Source organism: Mobilisporobacter senegalensis (genome assembly GCF_003752155.1).
Classification (GTDB): Bacteria; Bacillota; Clostridia; order Lachnospirales; family Lachnospiraceae; genus Mobilisporobacter; species Mobilisporobacter senegalensis.
The window spans coordinates 1-15,135 of sequence record NZ_RJVG01000021.1 but is presented as its reverse complement, the minus strand read 5'-3'; the positions used below and the strand labels follow the sequence as shown (position 1 = coordinate 15,135).

The following is a 15,135-nucleotide window of genomic DNA, read 5'->3' as shown; positions in this document are numbered from 1 at the left end:
CCCCCTCAAGATAAGATATCCCATAGCAAAAGCTAGTAAGACCCCTTGAAGACGACAAGGTAGATAGGTTAGAGGTGGAAGTGTGGTAACACATGCAGCTGACTAATACTAATAGGTCGAGGGCTTGTCCTTAAGGATAAGTTCAGGATAGAAAAAATAGATGGAATTCATACAGTGTGTAGTTTTTAAGGCATATTGCCTTTCATGGCCTAGTGGCTCAGTTGGTTAGAGCGCCGCCCTGTCACGGCGGAGGTCGAGGGTTCGAGTCCCTTCTGGGTCGTTTCACTTTAGTAATAAAGTAATATTAAAGTGGAAACACTTTATATATATCCCATGGGATCTTAGCTCAGCTGGGAGAGCATCTGCCTTACAAGCAGAGGGTCACAGGTTCGAGCCCTGTAGGTCCCATTATATGCCGACGTGGCTCAATTGGCAGAGCAGCTGACTTGTAATCAGCAGGTTATCGGTTCAAGTCCGATCGTCGGCTTTTGTTTTGCTCATAGTAAAACGTTTTAAATTTCATATGGTATAATTTTGAATTGGGTGGGTTCCCGAGTGGCCAAAGGGGGCAGACTGTAAATCTGTTAGCTACGCTTTCGAAGGTTCGAATCCTTCTCCACCCACTAACTTCAATGTTTTTAATAAAATATTGTTAGTTTTTTAAAAAATGTGTTATAATAACATAGTAAATATTATCGCGGGGTGGAGCAGTCTGGAAGCTCGTCGGGCTCATAACCCGAAGGTCATAGGTTCAAATCCTATCCCCGCAATCTAATTGAAAAGAAATTCAATTATGCCCAGATAGCTCAGTTGGTAGAGCAGAGGACTGAAAATCCTCGTGTCGCTGGTTCGATTCCGGCTTTGGGCATTTTGTTATGGGATATTAGCTCAGTTGGTAGAGCACTAGACTTTTAATCTAGGTGTCCCGGGTTCGAACCCCGGATGTCTCATTTATTTAAAAGGCCTCAAGGTCTTTTTTTTGTTGCATTCTAATGTTTTACTAATGTATAATAGAATTAAATAATACATTAATTTGGTAATTAATAAGATATGAAAATTTCTATAAAAGAAGAAAGGAATCATATCAGATGACAAAATTATTCAAAAAGTTATTCAGAGTACTAATTAGCCGTTTATTTATTGTGGGTATGCTTTTACTGCTACAAGTGATTTGGTTTATTATTATTATTGAAATACTTGGGAGATATTTTAACCTAATCAATAGTTTTTTTACATTGTTAAGTATGGTTGCTGTTTTGTGGTTAGTAAATAAAAAAGATAATCCCGCATATAAATTAGCCTGGGTTATTCCTATACTTTTATATCCTCTATTGGGTGGATTAATGTATTTGTTTATGGGTGATAAAAAACCAAGTAGAAAACTAAGAAATAAAATGATCAATATCTATAGTAAAACAAGCAAGTTAATGAAGCAGGATTTTAAAATTATAGAAGAAATCAAAAATATTGATAAGTCCATAGCAAATCAAGCATATTACATTTCACAAACAGCTAAATTTCCAATATATAAAAATACAATTGCAGAATACTACAAAAGCGGAGAATCAAATTTTACTGCTATTAAAGATGAACTCAAAAAAGCAAAGCAGTATATATTTATGGAATATTTCATTATAGCAGAAGGTATTATGTGGAATGAAATTCTGGCAATTTTAGAAGAAAAAGTCAAAGAAGGAGTGGAAGTAAGGCTTATTTATGATGATATGGGATGCTTAACGTTACTACCATATAACTATTTCAAAAAGATGGAACAAAAAGGTATAAAATGCATTTCTTTCAATAAATTCATCCCTATTTTCTCTATTGCCATGAATCATAGGGATCATAGAAAAATTGTTGTTATTGACGGAAATACGGCCTTCACTGGTGGTATAAATATGGCAGATGAATATATCAATGAAAAAATTCGTTTTGGGCATTGGAAAGATACTGGTATAATGTTAAAAGGAGATGCAGTATGGAATTTTACTGTAATGTTTCTTCAGATGTGGAATAGTGTAACACCTACAGACAAAGATTATAATAAGTACAGGCCCAACGTGCATCATTCTAAAGAGATTCATTTTGATGGTTATGTCCAACCTTATGGTGATACTCCTCTGGATCAAGAGGCTGTAGGAGAAAATGTTTATTTGAATATTATAAATAGTGCAAAAAATTATATTTATATATTTACTCCATATTTAATTATTGATAATGAAATGATGACTTCATTATGTCTGGCTGCAAAGAAAGGAGTAGATGTAAAAATTGTAACACCAGGTATACCTGATAAAAAATATGTATTTTGGTTAACCCAGTCCTATTATGGGCAATTATCAGAAGCTGGAGTTAAAATTTATGAGTATACTCCTGGATTTCTACATGCAAAATGTTTTGTATGTGATGACGAAATAGCCACTGTAGGAACCATCAACATGGATTATAGAAGCTTATTTCTTCATTTTGAATGCGGAGTGTTTCTTTATAAATCAAATATTATATCAGAAATCAAATCAGATATTTTAGAAACAATAAATGAAAGTAAAGAGATTATAGATTATAAAGTAAAGTTACCTAAAAGATTAATGCAAGCTGTTTTAAGATTATTTGCACCACTAATGTGATTATTCTAAAATACAAATGATATACAGATAGGGGATAGGCTAATGTTAAGAATTGCAATATGTGATGACGAAATTACTATTGTAGAGCAAATCAGACAACATCTTGAAGATATAGGAAATAGTATAAATAGACAACTAGAGATAGTTGAATTCTATTCAGGAGTAAGATTAGTTGAGGCTACATCAAAGAAAGGTAATTTTGATATTATATTTTTAGATATAGAGATGGATATTATGAATGGTATCAATACTGCATTAAAAATACGAGAAACAGATATTAATGTTTTATTAATCTATGTATCAAGTCATGAAGGATATTATCAACAATTATTTGATGTTGAACCATTTCGCTTTATAAAAAAGCCTATCAATAAAAAAGTATTTCAAGATATATTTTTAAAAGCTACACAAAGACTGGATATGAAAGTTAGAGATTTTCATTTTCAATATAATAAAAGTATTATCAAAATACCATTAAAAGATATTATGTACTTTGTTAGTGAAAGGCGAACGATAAATATTCATACAGAAGACAAAATATATACTTATTACGATAAACTAGATAGTGTTGAAAAAAGTGTGAAAAATGATAATATCATATTTATCCGTATACATAAATCATATCTTGTTAATTACCAGTACATAAAACAATGGGAGTATACACAAGTAACTTTATATAATGGATACAGTATTCAAATAAGTGAAGAACGCCGCAAAAAGATAAGAAAGATATACATGGAGTTACTTGGAGGTATAAGAGATGATTGAAAAACTAATTGGAATCATATTTGCAATTACAGAATTATACCATATTATTAGCTTAAATGAATTAATGAAAGTTCATTTTGAAAAGAGAAATAATTCAAAAATTTATCCAATTATTATATGGTGTTGTTCCATTGTAGTATTAAATATTATAAATATATTCTTTGCGAGCCAATGGATTAATTTAGTAACAATATTTATTGTTCTGTTTATTAGTTGCCATTCATTATATTTAGGTTCAATAAGAAATAAGATATTTACCGTTATATTTATATGTATTCTAGGGGCAGCTATGGAAATGATAGTAGCATGTGGTATGTTTCTACTTCCAAATGATGAGTATTTAAATTTATCAAATAATATGACCTATCAGATTTTTGGATCAATAAGTTCGAAAATATTATTATTTCTAGTTGTAAAACTAATTAATCGTTTTACCAGAAAGCATAGGGTAAATACTTCATTTAATTATTGGATTAGTTTAATCGTAATATCATTAGGAAGCATTTATATTGTATATCTAATTACAAAAGCTAATTTGACAATAACAAGTTCGACATTTAAAATTCATTCAATGCTACTATTTATAATTGTAATATTTATTAATATGCTCATATTTTTTTTATTTGACCAAATGTTAGAAGAAACAGAGCGAAATATAAATAATGCATTATTTGAACAGCAGGTGAAATATTATGCGAAGCAATTTGAAGAGAGGGAATATTCTGAATTAGAGACAAGAAAAATGAGACATGATATTACCAATCATTATATATGTCTCAAAGAATATGCCGGTGCCGGTGATTTGGAAGGATTGAATCAATATATTGATAATTTGATTAATAACATCCCGGATAAATATTGTAAAGCAAATAGCGGAAATATTGCAATTGATGCATTGATCAATTATAAAATAAGTTATGCAAGACAATATAATATTGATTTTGATATTAATCTGGAGATACCGAATAAATTAGGAATTGATCAAACAATCCTGTGTGTCATAATTGGAAATGCTCTGGATAATGCCATAGAAGCCTGCAGAAATGCGGGATTTAAAGATCCGTTAATTAAAGTATTTATGAAAGTTGTAAATAATAATTTATATATTAATATTTTAAATCCTTTTGGAGGAGACCTGTTAAAGGATAAAAACGGAAATATAATTACTACTAAACTAGATAAAAGAATGCATGGTTTAGGACTTGAATCAATAAAAAGTGCAGTTGAAAAATATAATGGAAGTGTTGAAATTAAAAATAATAATGATTTATTTCAATTAAATATACTTCTTTATTGTAATAGTTAGATTTTTTTGGGGTTTATTACGAGTTAATACGTAATTATTACATGCGGAAAGAAAAGGGAGAAAATTGTGATATTATGACGATATCACAATTTTTTTTTATAAGGAGGTATATTATGAAAAGAAGAAAATTAGGTAATTTACTAGCGGTTTTATCATTAGTTGTGGCAACTGTAAGTGCCAATCAAGTATGTTACTGGTGGTTTAATCAACCTAAGTTTCCGGAAAAGGCAAAACGATTAAGGAAGTTTTAAGCTATGAACGGCAATATATCAAATATGTTAACAAATTACATAATTAGAAATGGAAATATTGATGAAGAAGACAGAGAAATTTATGAATATGGATTTCAGTCAGCAATTGCTATGATTATCAACACAGTAACATTTTTTCTAATTTGTTATATATTTAATATGTTTCTGGAAGGAGTCGTATATGGGATTTTATTTATGATATTACGTGTATATGCAGGGGGAGTGCATTTATCAAGTAATATAAAATGTTACATACTATCCGGTACAATATTGATAGGTACATTAATCCTAATAAAATATACGACAATGAACCAAACTCTCATGGTTGTATTTACGGCAATTGCTTGTTCAATTATAAGTTTTTTATCTCCTGTAGAAGATAAAAACAAGCCTTTGGATGAAGTTGAACGTACAGAATACAAAAAGAGGACAAGAACGGCTTTAAAACTAGATATTTTTTTATTTGTTATTTTATTTTTAAATAATCATGAAAAATTTGCTTATATTGTGTCAATACTATTAGTTGAAATGGCAGTCTTCATGATATTAGGGACCATGAAGAACAATATGATTCGTGTAAGAGCGAAATAGCATTTGATTAATTTAAGAAGGGATAAATGTTTAAATGTTATACATTACAATGTTAAGATGCAGACAAATGGAAAAAGACGCGAGTCTTAAATATTATCAGAACAGATTATTGCAGCTAAAGAAAGTGCAAAAGAACCTTAATTCACAATATGATAAATACAATGAGAACATTGATACAAACCGGGAACTAAAAGAAATTGCCATTGAAATCCTTAATATTAAGAATAAAATGGCACAAATTGAGGCGGAGATTCAACATAACGATTATCAAATCGAAATAGAAGAAGAGAACCTTGCGAGAGAAGCGGCATTGGCCAAAGAACGGGTTATGGCAGCTAGAGCAGCAAAGTTATCAAGACTTAATAATCAAACAGCTTAGGGAGACTGCTTGTTTATTGATCAATAAGAAATAGCTATTCTAATTGAGGGTTAGAATAGCTATTTTTATATTCATTCTTTAATATAAATGATATTTCTTGAAATATTCTTATGAATAGGTTAACATAATTCTAAAGATTATTCGGATAAAAGAGTCTTTTAGTTCCATAAGTGAGGGAAAATAATAATGAATTCATTATATAAAAAATTAGTTGAACATGGAAAAAAAGGATATTACCCAATGCATATGCCTGGACATAAGAGAAATACACAAATGTTACCTATGGATAACCCTTATGGAATGGATATTACTGAAATAGAAGGATTTGATGATTTACATGATCCGAAAGAGATTCTTAAGACCAGTATGGAAAGAGCCGGCAAATTATATCATTCGAAACATACGGAATATCTTATAAATGGAAGTACAGTAGGAATATTGGCAGGAATTTTAGGAAGTACAAAAAAAGGGGATAAAATAATAATGGCAAGAAATTGCCATAAATCTGTATATAATGCAGTTTTTCTGGGAGAATTGAATCCTGTATATGTTTATCCACAATTCATTGGTAATCGTGGTATAAATGGTGGAATTTCTCCACAAAAAATTGAATCACTGTTGATAAACAACCCCGATGTAAAGCTGATCGTCATAACGTCGCCAACATACGAAGGTATCGTATCAGACATAGAAAAAATAGCAGAGATAGCTCATTCTTATAATATTCCATGTCTGATAGATGAAGCACATGGAGCTCATTTTGGCTTTGATATAAACTTTCCTAAAAGTTCAGTTGAGTGTGATGCAGATATAGTGATACATAGTTTACATAAAACACTTCCTTCATTTACACAAACTGCTTTAATGCATATTAACTCTTCCATTGTAAATTACGATATAATAAAAGAGTATTTAAAAATATACCAAAGTAGTAGTCCATCTTATATATTAATGGCTGGAATCGATCAATGTATTGAAATATTAGAAAATCAAAGGGAAGAATTGTTTAATAATTTTTATAAAAGGTTATCATTATTTTATGATAACATGAAATGCCTTAAATATATTGAGATTTGTAGCTTTAATAAAGAAAGTAATTTTCATAAGGAGGATTTATGCATTTATGATTCTGATCCATCAAAGATTATAATATCTGTTAATAACTCCAATATCACAGGATTAGAACTTTATAATCTTCTTTTATCTGAATATAAAATACAGGTTGAAATGGCTGCGAAAGACTATGTTATCGCAATAACAACCATTTGCGATACAGAGGCGGGATTTAGAAGATTAGAAGATGCATTAATGAAGATTGATAATGAGTTGTCTTTTATTGAGAATAATAAAAATTATCATATTACAGAGAATATAATGATATTTACTTCATATGAAACTTTTTATAAGGAAAAAGAAGAAATTCTTCTACAAGAAAGTGCAGATAGGATATCCAAAGAATATATTTATCTATATCCTCCTGGCATACCACTTATTGTACCAGGAGAAATCATATCTAAAGAATTTATTCATGATATATTGGAATATAAAGAATCAGGATTTACTTTAAGAGGATTAATTGATCAAGATTTAAATTACATATCCGTAGTAAAATAAGAGGAAGGTATTAAGCTATGTCAAAAATATTTATCATTATGGGAAAAAGTGCTACAGGTAAAGATACTATTTTTAAAAAACTAATTGAAAAGAAAGAATTAAAATTAAAAACAGTAGTATCTTACACAACGAGACCCATTCGGGAAGGAGAAACCAATGGTGTTGAGTACTTTTTTGTTAATGAAGATCGCATGAAAGAATTAAAAAATGCAAATAAAATTATTGAACATAGATCTTATAACACAGTACATGGAGTATGGAATTACTTTACCGTGGATGATGGGCAAATTAATCTTTCTGAATCAGATTATCTTATGATAGGTACTTTAGAATCTTTTAAACAAATCAAGGAATATTATGGGTCTAATACCTATCCTATCTATATAGAAGTAGATGATGGGATACGATTAAGAAGAGCTTTAAATAGAGAACAGAAACAAAAGGTTCCTAAATATGCAGAGCTTTGCCGAAGATTTCTTGCTGATGAAGAAGACTTTTCCGAGGAAAATATTAAAGTTTTAGAAATAGGAAAAAGATATAATAATATTGATATCAATATCTGCCTCCAGCATATTATTGATGACATTAGTAAATTATGATATAATGTACACGATAAGCATATTAGTCCATGGAGATCAGGGCATTTATCAAGCTTGCTTGAATAAATGTTCTGAGATTCATGGATAAGTGCAACGTGAGCGAAAAAACGAAGTTTTCAAGCTCCTAATCTGCCAGTTATGTAGTATATTATTATTATAAATAAAACTAACCTTGGGTTATAAAGATAAAATGAAAGGAATTATTCAGGAGGTGTAAAAATGGATCTAAAGATAAATCAAATACAACCAATAAACCAAGTTGATCCAAAGCAACCAATCCAGGATTCAGATGGTTCCTTTAAATTTACATTAATAAGTAATATTGAAGAAAATGAGCTTCAAGCAAGGCTTAATTTCTTAATGGAAGATATAGTTCAACAAGGAAAGAAATTATCAAAACATATGGATGTCAGAGATATGAAAAAATACCGTGGTTTGATAAAAGAATTTATGAATGAAGTAGTGAATCGTTCTCATAAATTTAGCAGAGAAAATTTTCTTGATAAACGGGGCAGACATAGAGTAATAGGAATTATCCGTTTAATCGATAAGAACTTAGATGAGCTGGCGACTGAATTGATCAAAGATGAAAAAGATCATTTAACTATATTAAATAAAATTGATGAGATTAGGGGTTTGCTATTAGATATATTTACTTAATCGTTAAATAGATGATACTAGATAGAATATATCTTCTTTTGAGTTAATACCACAAAAGAAATAAATATCCTTTATAGTAATATACAAAGGAAAGGGTGCTATTATTATGGACTTTAAAAATGTTATAGGACATGAACAAGTAATAGAACATATGCAAAATGCCATTAAATATAAAAAAGTATCTCATGCTTATATATTAAATGGTGAAGAAGGTACAGGAAAGAAGCTTTTGGCAAATATATTTGCAAAGGCCTTACAGTGTCACCAGGAAGATGATACAGATTCTTGCGGGACTTGTACTTCTTGTTTGCAAGCAGATTCAGGTAATCACCCGGATATTAAATATATTACTCACGAAAAGATAAGCATTGGTGTAGATGATATAAGAGAACAAGTTAACAATGATATCGGGATAAAACCATATAGCAGCCAATATAAAATATATATTGTTGATGATGCCGACAAAATGACGGAACAGGCACAGAATGCAATTCTTAAAACAATAGAAGAGCCTCCTGTATATGGTATTATTATATTATTAACAGATAATTTAAATCAATTATTACCTACGATTCTTTCCAGATGTGTGACACTGAATCTTAAACCGGTCCGTACGGATATGATAAAGGATTATTTAATGACGGAATACAAGATACCAGATTATATGGCTGAGCTAAGTGCTTCTTTTTGTCAGGGTAATGTAGGAAAAGCAATAAAATATGCTTCATCAGAAGAATTTTTAAAGATAAAAGAGGAAGTATTACATTTATTAAGATATATAGAAGAAATGGAATTCTATGAGATTATAGATGCTATTAAGAGTATTTCTGTTAATAAGCTTGAAATTAATGATTATTTGGACTTGATCATGCTTTGGTACCGTGACATATTAATGTTCAAAGTGACTAAGAATCCTAATTTACTTCTTTTTAAGGAAGAATATAAATATATATCAAATCAAGCAAGCATGAGAGATTATGAAGGAATTGAAAACATAATCAATGCAATTGATAAAGCAAAAATAAGGTTAAAGGCGAATGTTAACTTTGATATAGCGATAGAGTTAATGCTGCTTACGCTGAAGGAGAACGCGAATGATTAATGTAATTGGAGTAAGATTTAGACAGGCAGGCAAAGTATATTTTTTTGATCCTACAGGTTTGGAAATAAATCAAGGAGATAGTGTAATTGTAGAAACAGCAAGAGGAATAGAGTTTGGAAATGTTGTGTTAGGACCTAGAGATGTTGAAGAAGACAGGGTGATACAACCACTAAAACCAGTAATCCGTATTGCAACAAAAGAAGATCATGATTTGCAACGAAACAATAAAATAAAAGAAGAAGATGCATTTAAAATCTGCTTGGAAAAAATAAGAAAGCATAACCTTGATATGAAATTAATTGATGCAGAATATACTTTTGATAATAATAAAGTATTGTTTTACTTTACAGCAGATGGAAGAATTGATTTTAGAGAATTAGTAAAAGACCTTGCAGCAGTGTTTAAGACAAGAATAGAATTAAGGCAAATTGGTGTAAGAGATGAAACTAAAATTGTTGGTGGAATTGGAATTTGCGGGAGACCTTTATGTTGCAATACCCATTTATCTGAATTTGCACCAGTTTCCATAAAGATGGCGAAAGAACAAAATCTTTCATTAAATCCAACAAAAATATCTGGTGTTTGTGGTAGATTAATGTGTTGTTTAAAGAACGAAGAAGAAGCTTATGAAGAACTTAACAGCAGGTTACCAAATGTAGGAGATTATGTTACGACTGTCGATAATTTAAAAGGGGAAGTACAAAGTGTAAGTGTTATAAAGCAATTAGTAAAAGTAATTGTGACTCTTGCAAATGATGAAAAAGAAGTTAGAGAGTATAAAGTAGAAGAGTTAAAATTCAAACCAAAGAAAAAGAAAGAAAAAATAGCAATAGATGAAGAATTGAAAGCACTTGAATTATTGGAAAAGAAGGAAGGAAAGTCATTATTAGATGATGAATAAATTATTAGAAAATGAAAGAATAGATGACCTTCATCGGAATCATTATAAAATAATTCAAAATACTAAAAAATTTTGTTTTGGTATGGATGCAGTTTTACTTTCTGGTTTTGCTAGAGTTAAAGAAGGTGAAACTGCACTTGATTTAGGAACAGGAACGGGGATTATACCTATACTTCTTGAGGCAAAGACAAAAGGTAAACACTTTAGCGCATTAGAAATCCAAGAGGAAAGCGCTTTCATGGCAAAAAGAAGTGTGGAACTTAATAACTTGCAGGATAAAATTGATATTATTATTGGTGACATTAAGGAAGCCTCTAAGATTTTTGGAGCGGCTTCCTTTGATGTTATTACAACCAATCCTCCGTATATGACAGATAATCACGGACTAGTGAATCCAAATAAGGAGAAGGCCATAGCCAGACATGAATTATTATGCTCCCTCGAAGATGTCATAAGAGAAAGTTCCAAAATTCTAAAAACAAATGGACGTTTCTATATGGTACATCGACCATTCCGTTTGGCTGAAATTATTGTTATAATGGAAAAATATAAATTAGAACCAAAACATATGTGTTTTGTTCATCCATACATTAATAAAGAGCCTAATATGGTGTTAATAGAGGCAATGAAGGGAGCAAAACCCAGAGTTACCATTGATGCACCTTTAATTGTATATAAAGAGCCAGGTGTATATACAGATGAAATATATGATATCTATGGATATTAATTACACACATTAAGAAATCAGGAAAGAATACAAGGAGAAAATAATGTCTGGAAAACTATATTTATGTGCGACACCCATCGGAAATCTGGATGATATTACATTTCGAGTAATAAATACATTGAAAGAAGTGGATTTAATCGCGGCAGAAGATACAAGACATAGTATAAAGCTATTAAATCACTTTGATATCAAGACACCAATGACAAGTTACCATGAATTTAATAAATATGATAAAGGAAAATATTTAGTGGAACAGTTATTGGAAGGTATAAATATAGCACTTATTACGGATGCTGGTACTCCGGGTATATCGGACCCTGGAGAAGAACTGGTAAAAATGGCATATGAGAATGGAATTTTAGTAACATCACTACCTGGTCCAGCTGCTTGTATTACTGCACTAACCTTGTCTGGATTATCAACAAGGAGATTTGTATTTGAAGCATTTTTACCGAGTGATAATAAAGAAAAACAAAATGTGATAGACAGTTTAAAAAATGAAACCAGAACCATTATTATATATGAGGCACCTCATAGGTTAAAAAAGACTTTAGATGAGCTGGCAAAAGCATTAGGGAATCGAAAAATCACAATATGCAGAGAACTGACCAAAAAGTATGAAACAGCATTTCAGACTACATTTAATGATGCCATTGAATTTTATAGGTCAAAGGAAGTAAAAGGAGAATGTGTTCTTGTAATTGAAGGAAAAGCTCATAAGGAGATAGAAGAAGAACAACAGGCAAAATGGAAAGATATCTCTTTATTAGAGCATATGGAGATATATCAAAAAAAAGGAATGGCTAAAAAAGAAGCAATGAAAGCAGTTGCAACGGATCGGGGTGTGACTAAAAGAGATATCTATCAACAATTATTAGAATTAGAATAGAAATAAATATAAAAAAGGTAGTTAAGGATATTCTTAACTACCTTTTTTATACAAACCGGGGAGTTTGTGAGAAAGTAAGCACATTAATTATTCTATAATGCCAGCAAGTTTTGCAAGTTCCGTAATTGATTGTTTAGAAACTTTTTTGCCACAATAATCGATTAAGTCATTCTTTTCGCCATTAAAAATATCTGTTGGTTCGTACTTTCTAAGTACAATTTTATCTTCGTCTACGAATATTTCCAATGGATCTCTTTCACTTACACCCAAAGTTCTTCGTAATTCAATCGGAAGAGTGATACGACCAAGCTCATCGAGTTTTCTAACTATTCCTGTACTCTTCATGACTATTTTCTCCTTTACAATTTATTTACATATTAAAAATACCATAGAGAATTTTTAAAGTCAATTAAAATAATAAGGATGAAATAGCATTATTTTAAGGTTTTGTCTACTAACAAAATGTCAAAAATGTGTAAAGTAAAAAAATGGGTAACGTTGAATAATTATAAAACAAATTGACTATTCTTAGGAAACCCAGGGGAAATAAGAGGTTCATAGGTGTATACTGTGTTCACAATTAAATAGTAAATACATAAAAAGAGGATAAAACAGGTAAAAAATAGAAATTGAATTTTTTTTGTAATTTTTTAGATTGTTAAAAATAGCACAATTTTAACATACAATTTGCAAAGGAATAATACCATATTTATCCTAATATATTAATTTAAATAGGAGAAAGAAGGTACAAACATGTTAAATTATCTTTGGGGATTTATGATTATTATTGGAATTGTATTTGGAATTTTAAATGGTAAAATTTCTGAAGTGAGTGCAGCATCCATAAATTCATCAAAAGAGGCTGTGACTCTATGTATCACGATGCTAGGAATAATGTCTATGTGGACAGGGATAATGAGAATTGCTAAAACTTCTGGAATTATAGATCGGCTAATAAAACTAAGCAGACCAGTGATTAAAATATTATTTCCTGATATACCAAGAGATCATATTGTCAATGAATATATTACAACAAATATGATAGCAAATATACTTGGATTAGGATGGGCTGCGACACCAATGGGATTAAAAGCTATGGAAGAGCTTAGAAAGCTAAACAGCAATAAAGATATTGCAAGTGTGGATATGTGTACATTTTTAATTATTAATATATCATCTTTGCAATTAATACCGGTAAATATTATTGCATATCGCAGTCAATACGGATCAGTGAATCCAACAGAAATATTAACAGCAGCAATCATTGCAACTTGTTTTTCAACAATTATCGGGATGATTTTCTCATTGGTGGCAAGAAAGATAGTACTAAGTAAGAGTAAATAAAATATGAATTTTAAAGAGGGTTAAATATGAAGATTATAATATATTTATCAGATTACATAATACCATTTGTATTTTTTTATATTGTTGGATTTGGTCTCCTTATGAAAGTAAACATATATGATGATTTTGTTGATGGAGCAAAAGATGGGTTTAAAGTTGTATTAAATATTTTACCTACACTTGTAGGGTTAATGGTCGCAATAGGGATTTTAAGGGCATCAGGTGCTTTAGATATGCTATCAAAAATTATTGAACCCATTATAAGCTATTTTCATTTTCCGTCAGAGTTGGTCCCATTGATCACAATTAAGATGTTTTCATCTTCCGCTGCAACAAGTTTACTTTTAGATATTTTTAAAGAGTATGGACCAGATTCTTATTTAGGAAGATTGGCATCCATTATAATGAGTTGTACAGAAACAATTTTCTATACAATGTCAGTGTATTTCATGACGGCTAAAATAAAAAAGACAAGGTATACATTGGTAGGAGCACTGGTAGCAACATTTGCCGGTGTGGTAGCGAGTACAATTATAGTAAGTATAGTTTTTTAGGTTACAAGTCAGCCAAATTGAGCTTGTGGCTGAACTATAGCTTTTATTAGCTGAAGTAAAGGTAACTATAACTTGAAGTAATAGAAAAAATAACTTATAATGTGTATATAATATTTGATACGGAAGATAAATAAAGAAGAAACTAGGTGGTGATAACATGGAAGCGCATGATACATTGAATGAGATATTAGTGATTTTATTTAATGATATTATGGATTTAGAACAAAAGGCCTTAATTTCAGAAAAATTTAAAAATATATCTATTAATGACATGCATATTATTGAAGCTATCGGGGATAAAGAGCCGCAAAAAATGTCTCAAATAGCAAAAAGTATGAAAGTTACAGTGGGGACATTAACAACAGCAATGAATAGTCTTGTAAACAAGGGGTATGTAATTAGGGAAAAGGGACAAGAGGACAGAAGAGTTGTTTTTATATCATTGAGCGAACTTGGATTAGAAGCATTAAAAAAACATGCAAAATTTCATGAAGATATGGTCCAAACGATAATGAAAAGTTTAAACGACACGGAAATAGATGTTTTAATTGGAGCATTAAAAAAATTAAGTGTATACTTTAAGAAATTTTCTTAGATATTTTGAAGTAAAGAATTTAAAACATTTTGAAAATAAAACTAATAATTTATAAAAAAAGAGGGCGAAGATGAAAATTTCGCCCTCTTTTATAATATTTTATTCTAATTCTGCTACAACTTTCTTTAATGCTGCAAGAGCATCTGCAGGTAATTTATCGAAACCGCCTTTAAATTCATCTCTTGATTCCACAAATTTTACTCTGTCTTTCATTCTTTCTACTAATTG

General features: G+C 30.2%; 17 protein-coding genes, 7 tRNA genes and 1 rRNA gene. 24 read left to right on the top strand and 1 reads right to left on the bottom strand.

Going from position 1 to position 15,135, the window contains the following annotated elements:
- From EDD66_RS18165 to rsmI, 21 genes are all read left to right on the top strand, one after another.
- Positions 1–132, top strand: a 23S ribosomal RNA gene (locus tag EDD66_RS18165); the annotation flags it as partial.
- Between the two features lie 74 nt (positions 133–206).
- Positions 207–280 (top strand) — tRNA-Asp (locus EDD66_RS18160).
- A gap of 55 nt (positions 281–335) precedes the next feature.
- Positions 336–408 (top strand) — tRNA-Val (locus EDD66_RS18155).
- A gap of 6 nt (positions 409–414) precedes the next feature.
- Positions 415–487 (top strand) — tRNA-Thr (locus tag EDD66_RS18150).
- A gap of 54 nt (positions 488–541) precedes the next feature.
- Positions 542–623, top strand: a tRNA-Tyr gene (locus EDD66_RS18145).
- Positions 624–696: 73 nt separating this feature from the next.
- Positions 697–770 (top strand) — tRNA-Met (locus EDD66_RS18140).
- A 25-nt stretch (positions 771–795) separates the two neighbouring features.
- Positions 796–868: transfer RNA gene (locus EDD66_RS18135), tRNA-Phe, on the top strand.
- A gap of 9 nt (positions 869–877) precedes the next feature.
- Positions 878–950, top strand: a tRNA-Lys gene (locus EDD66_RS18130).
- Between the two features lie 138 nt (positions 951–1,088).
- Entirely contained in the window at positions 1,089–2,627 is a 1,539-nt protein-coding gene (gene cls / locus EDD66_RS18125) for a cardiolipin synthase (protein ID WP_123611012.1), read from the top strand.
- 42 nt (positions 2,628–2,669) lie between these two features.
- Positions 2,670–3,395, top strand: a complete 726-nt coding sequence (locus EDD66_RS18120) for a LytR/AlgR family response regulator transcription factor (protein WP_123611011.1) — start codon at positions 2,670–2,672, stop codon at positions 3,393–3,395.
- The gene (locus EDD66_RS18115) at positions 3,388–4,701 is read left to right on the top strand and encodes an ATP-binding protein (RefSeq protein ID WP_123611010.1); all 1,314 of its coding nucleotides are present in this window, start codon (positions 3,388–3,390) and stop codon (positions 4,699–4,701) included. Before EDD66_RS18120 ends, EDD66_RS18115 begins: the two co-directional genes overlap by 8 nt.
- Before the next feature lie 113 nt (positions 4,702–4,814).
- Entirely contained in the window at positions 4,815–4,952 is a 138-nt protein-coding gene (locus tag EDD66_RS18110) for a cyclic lactone autoinducer peptide (protein WP_123611009.1), read from the top strand.
- 3 nt (positions 4,953–4,955) lie between these two features.
- Positions 4,956–5,543: an accessory gene regulator ArgB-like protein gene (locus EDD66_RS18105; protein WP_123611008.1), complete on the top strand. Its 588-nt coding sequence runs from the start codon at positions 4,956–4,958 to the stop codon at positions 5,541–5,543.
- Between the two features lie 67 nt (positions 5,544–5,610).
- The gene (locus EDD66_RS18100; protein WP_123611007.1) at positions 5,611–5,922 is read left to right on the top strand and encodes a hypothetical protein; all 312 of its coding nucleotides are present in this window, start codon (positions 5,611–5,613) and stop codon (positions 5,920–5,922) included.
- A 186-nt stretch (positions 5,923–6,108) separates the two neighbouring features.
- A complete protein-coding gene (locus tag EDD66_RS18095) occupies positions 6,109–7,536 on the top strand; it encodes an aminotransferase class I/II-fold pyridoxal phosphate-dependent enzyme (protein ID WP_123611006.1) in 1,428 nt (475 codons plus the stop codon).
- Positions 7,537–7,553: 17 nt separating this feature from the next.
- Complete coding sequence (locus EDD66_RS18090) at positions 7,554–8,135, top strand: nucleoside/nucleotide kinase family protein (protein ID WP_123611005.1); 582 nt, start codon at positions 7,554–7,556, stop codon at positions 8,133–8,135.
- A gap of 219 nt (positions 8,136–8,354) precedes the next feature.
- Entirely contained in the window at positions 8,355–8,795 is a 441-nt protein-coding gene (locus EDD66_RS18085; protein ID WP_123611004.1) for a YaaR family protein, read from the top strand.
- Positions 8,796–8,898: 103 nt separating this feature from the next.
- Complete coding sequence (holB, locus tag EDD66_RS18080) at positions 8,899–9,897, top strand: DNA polymerase III subunit delta' (RefSeq protein ID WP_123611003.1); 999 nt, start codon at positions 8,899–8,901, stop codon at positions 9,895–9,897.
- Positions 9,890–10,798: a PSP1 domain-containing protein gene (locus EDD66_RS18075; protein ID WP_123611002.1), complete on the top strand. Its 909-nt coding sequence runs from the start codon at positions 9,890–9,892 to the stop codon at positions 10,796–10,798. The genes holB and EDD66_RS18075 overlap by 8 nt, the downstream gene beginning before the upstream one ends.
- On the top strand, positions 10,788–11,525 hold the full coding sequence (locus tag EDD66_RS18070) for a tRNA1(Val) (adenine(37)-N6)-methyltransferase (protein WP_123611001.1): 738 nt from the start codon (positions 10,788–10,790) through the stop codon (positions 11,523–11,525). The genes EDD66_RS18075 and EDD66_RS18070 overlap by 11 nt, the downstream gene beginning before the upstream one ends.
- Before the next feature lie 43 nt (positions 11,526–11,568).
- Positions 11,569–12,414 carry a 16S rRNA (cytidine(1402)-2'-O)-methyltransferase gene (rsmI, locus tag EDD66_RS18065; protein WP_123611000.1) on the top strand — a complete coding sequence of 282 codons (846 nt, stop codon included), beginning with the start codon at positions 11,569–11,571 and terminating at the stop codon, positions 12,412–12,414.
- Positions 12,415–12,501: 87 nt separating this feature from the next.
- On the opposite strand, the gene EDD66_RS18060 is transcribed toward rsmI, so the two are convergent.
- Positions 12,502–12,759 carry an AbrB/MazE/SpoVT family DNA-binding domain-containing protein gene (locus tag EDD66_RS18060; RefSeq protein WP_123610999.1) on the bottom strand — a complete coding sequence of 86 codons (258 nt, stop codon included), beginning with the start codon at positions 12,757–12,759 and terminating at the stop codon, positions 12,502–12,504.
- A gap of 408 nt (positions 12,760–13,167) precedes the next feature.
- Here EDD66_RS18060 and EDD66_RS18055 point away from each other — a divergent pair, with 408 nt between their 5' ends.
- The 3 genes from EDD66_RS18055 (at position 13,168) to EDD66_RS18045 (ending at position 14,907) form a co-directional block, all read left to right on the top strand.
- Positions 13,168–13,758 (top strand): nucleoside recognition protein, encoded by a 591-nt coding sequence (locus tag EDD66_RS18055; RefSeq protein ID WP_123610998.1) that lies wholly within the window; start codon positions 13,168–13,170, stop codon positions 13,756–13,758.
- Positions 13,759–13,784: 26 nt separating this feature from the next.
- Positions 13,785–14,312, top strand: coding sequence for a spore maturation protein (locus tag EDD66_RS18050; RefSeq protein ID WP_123610997.1), 528 nt, complete (start codon positions 13,785–13,787; stop codon positions 14,310–14,312).
- 157 nt (positions 14,313–14,469) lie between these two features.
- On the top strand, positions 14,470–14,907 hold the full coding sequence (locus EDD66_RS18045; RefSeq protein ID WP_123610996.1) for a MarR family winged helix-turn-helix transcriptional regulator: 438 nt from the start codon (positions 14,470–14,472) through the stop codon (positions 14,905–14,907).
- The last annotated feature ends 228 nt before the right edge of the window (positions 14,908–15,135 follow it).

What these genes read in the sequence shown, in the direction of transcription:
- cls (WP_123611012.1), top strand. Translation starts at nt 1,089, where the DNA reads ATGACAAAATTATTCAAAAAGTTATTCAGAGTACTAATTAGCCGTTTA.
- EDD66_RS18120 (WP_123611011.1), top strand. Translation starts at nt 2,670, where the DNA reads ATGTTAAGAATTGCAATATGTGATGACGAAATTACTATTGTAGAGCAA.
- EDD66_RS18115 (WP_123611010.1), top strand. Translation starts at nt 3,388, where the DNA reads ATGATTGAAAAACTAATTGGAATCATATTTGCAATTACAGAATTATAC.
- EDD66_RS18110 (WP_123611009.1), top strand. Translation starts at nt 4,815, where the DNA reads ATGAAAAGAAGAAAATTAGGTAATTTACTAGCGGTTTTATCATTAGTT.
- EDD66_RS18105 (WP_123611008.1), top strand. Translation starts at nt 4,956, where the DNA reads ATGAACGGCAATATATCAAATATGTTAACAAATTACATAATTAGAAAT.
- EDD66_RS18100 (WP_123611007.1), top strand. Translation starts at nt 5,611, where the DNA reads ATGGAAAAAGACGCGAGTCTTAAATATTATCAGAACAGATTATTGCAG.
- EDD66_RS18095 (WP_123611006.1), top strand. Translation starts at nt 6,109, where the DNA reads ATGAATTCATTATATAAAAAATTAGTTGAACATGGAAAAAAAGGATAT.
- EDD66_RS18090 (WP_123611005.1), top strand. Translation starts at nt 7,554, where the DNA reads ATGTCAAAAATATTTATCATTATGGGAAAAAGTGCTACAGGTAAAGAT.
- EDD66_RS18085 (WP_123611004.1), top strand. Translation starts at nt 8,355, where the DNA reads ATGGATCTAAAGATAAATCAAATACAACCAATAAACCAAGTTGATCCA.
- EDD66_RS18075 (WP_123611002.1), top strand. Translation starts at nt 9,890, where the DNA reads ATGATTAATGTAATTGGAGTAAGATTTAGACAGGCAGGCAAAGTATAT.
- EDD66_RS18070 (WP_123611001.1), top strand. Translation starts at nt 10,788, where the DNA reads ATGATGAATAAATTATTAGAAAATGAAAGAATAGATGACCTTCATCGG.
- rsmI (WP_123611000.1), top strand. Translation starts at nt 11,569, where the DNA reads ATGTCTGGAAAACTATATTTATGTGCGACACCCATCGGAAATCTGGAT.
- EDD66_RS18060 (WP_123610999.1), bottom strand. Translation starts at nt 12,759, where the DNA reads ATGAAGAGTACAGGAATAGTTAGAAAACTCGATGAGCTTGGTCGTATC.
- EDD66_RS18055 (WP_123610998.1), top strand. Translation starts at nt 13,168, where the DNA reads ATGTTAAATTATCTTTGGGGATTTATGATTATTATTGGAATTGTATTT.
- EDD66_RS18050 (WP_123610997.1), top strand. Translation starts at nt 13,785, where the DNA reads ATGAAGATTATAATATATTTATCAGATTACATAATACCATTTGTATTT.
- EDD66_RS18045 (WP_123610996.1), top strand. Translation starts at nt 14,470, where the DNA reads ATGGAAGCGCATGATACATTGAATGAGATATTAGTGATTTTATTTAAT.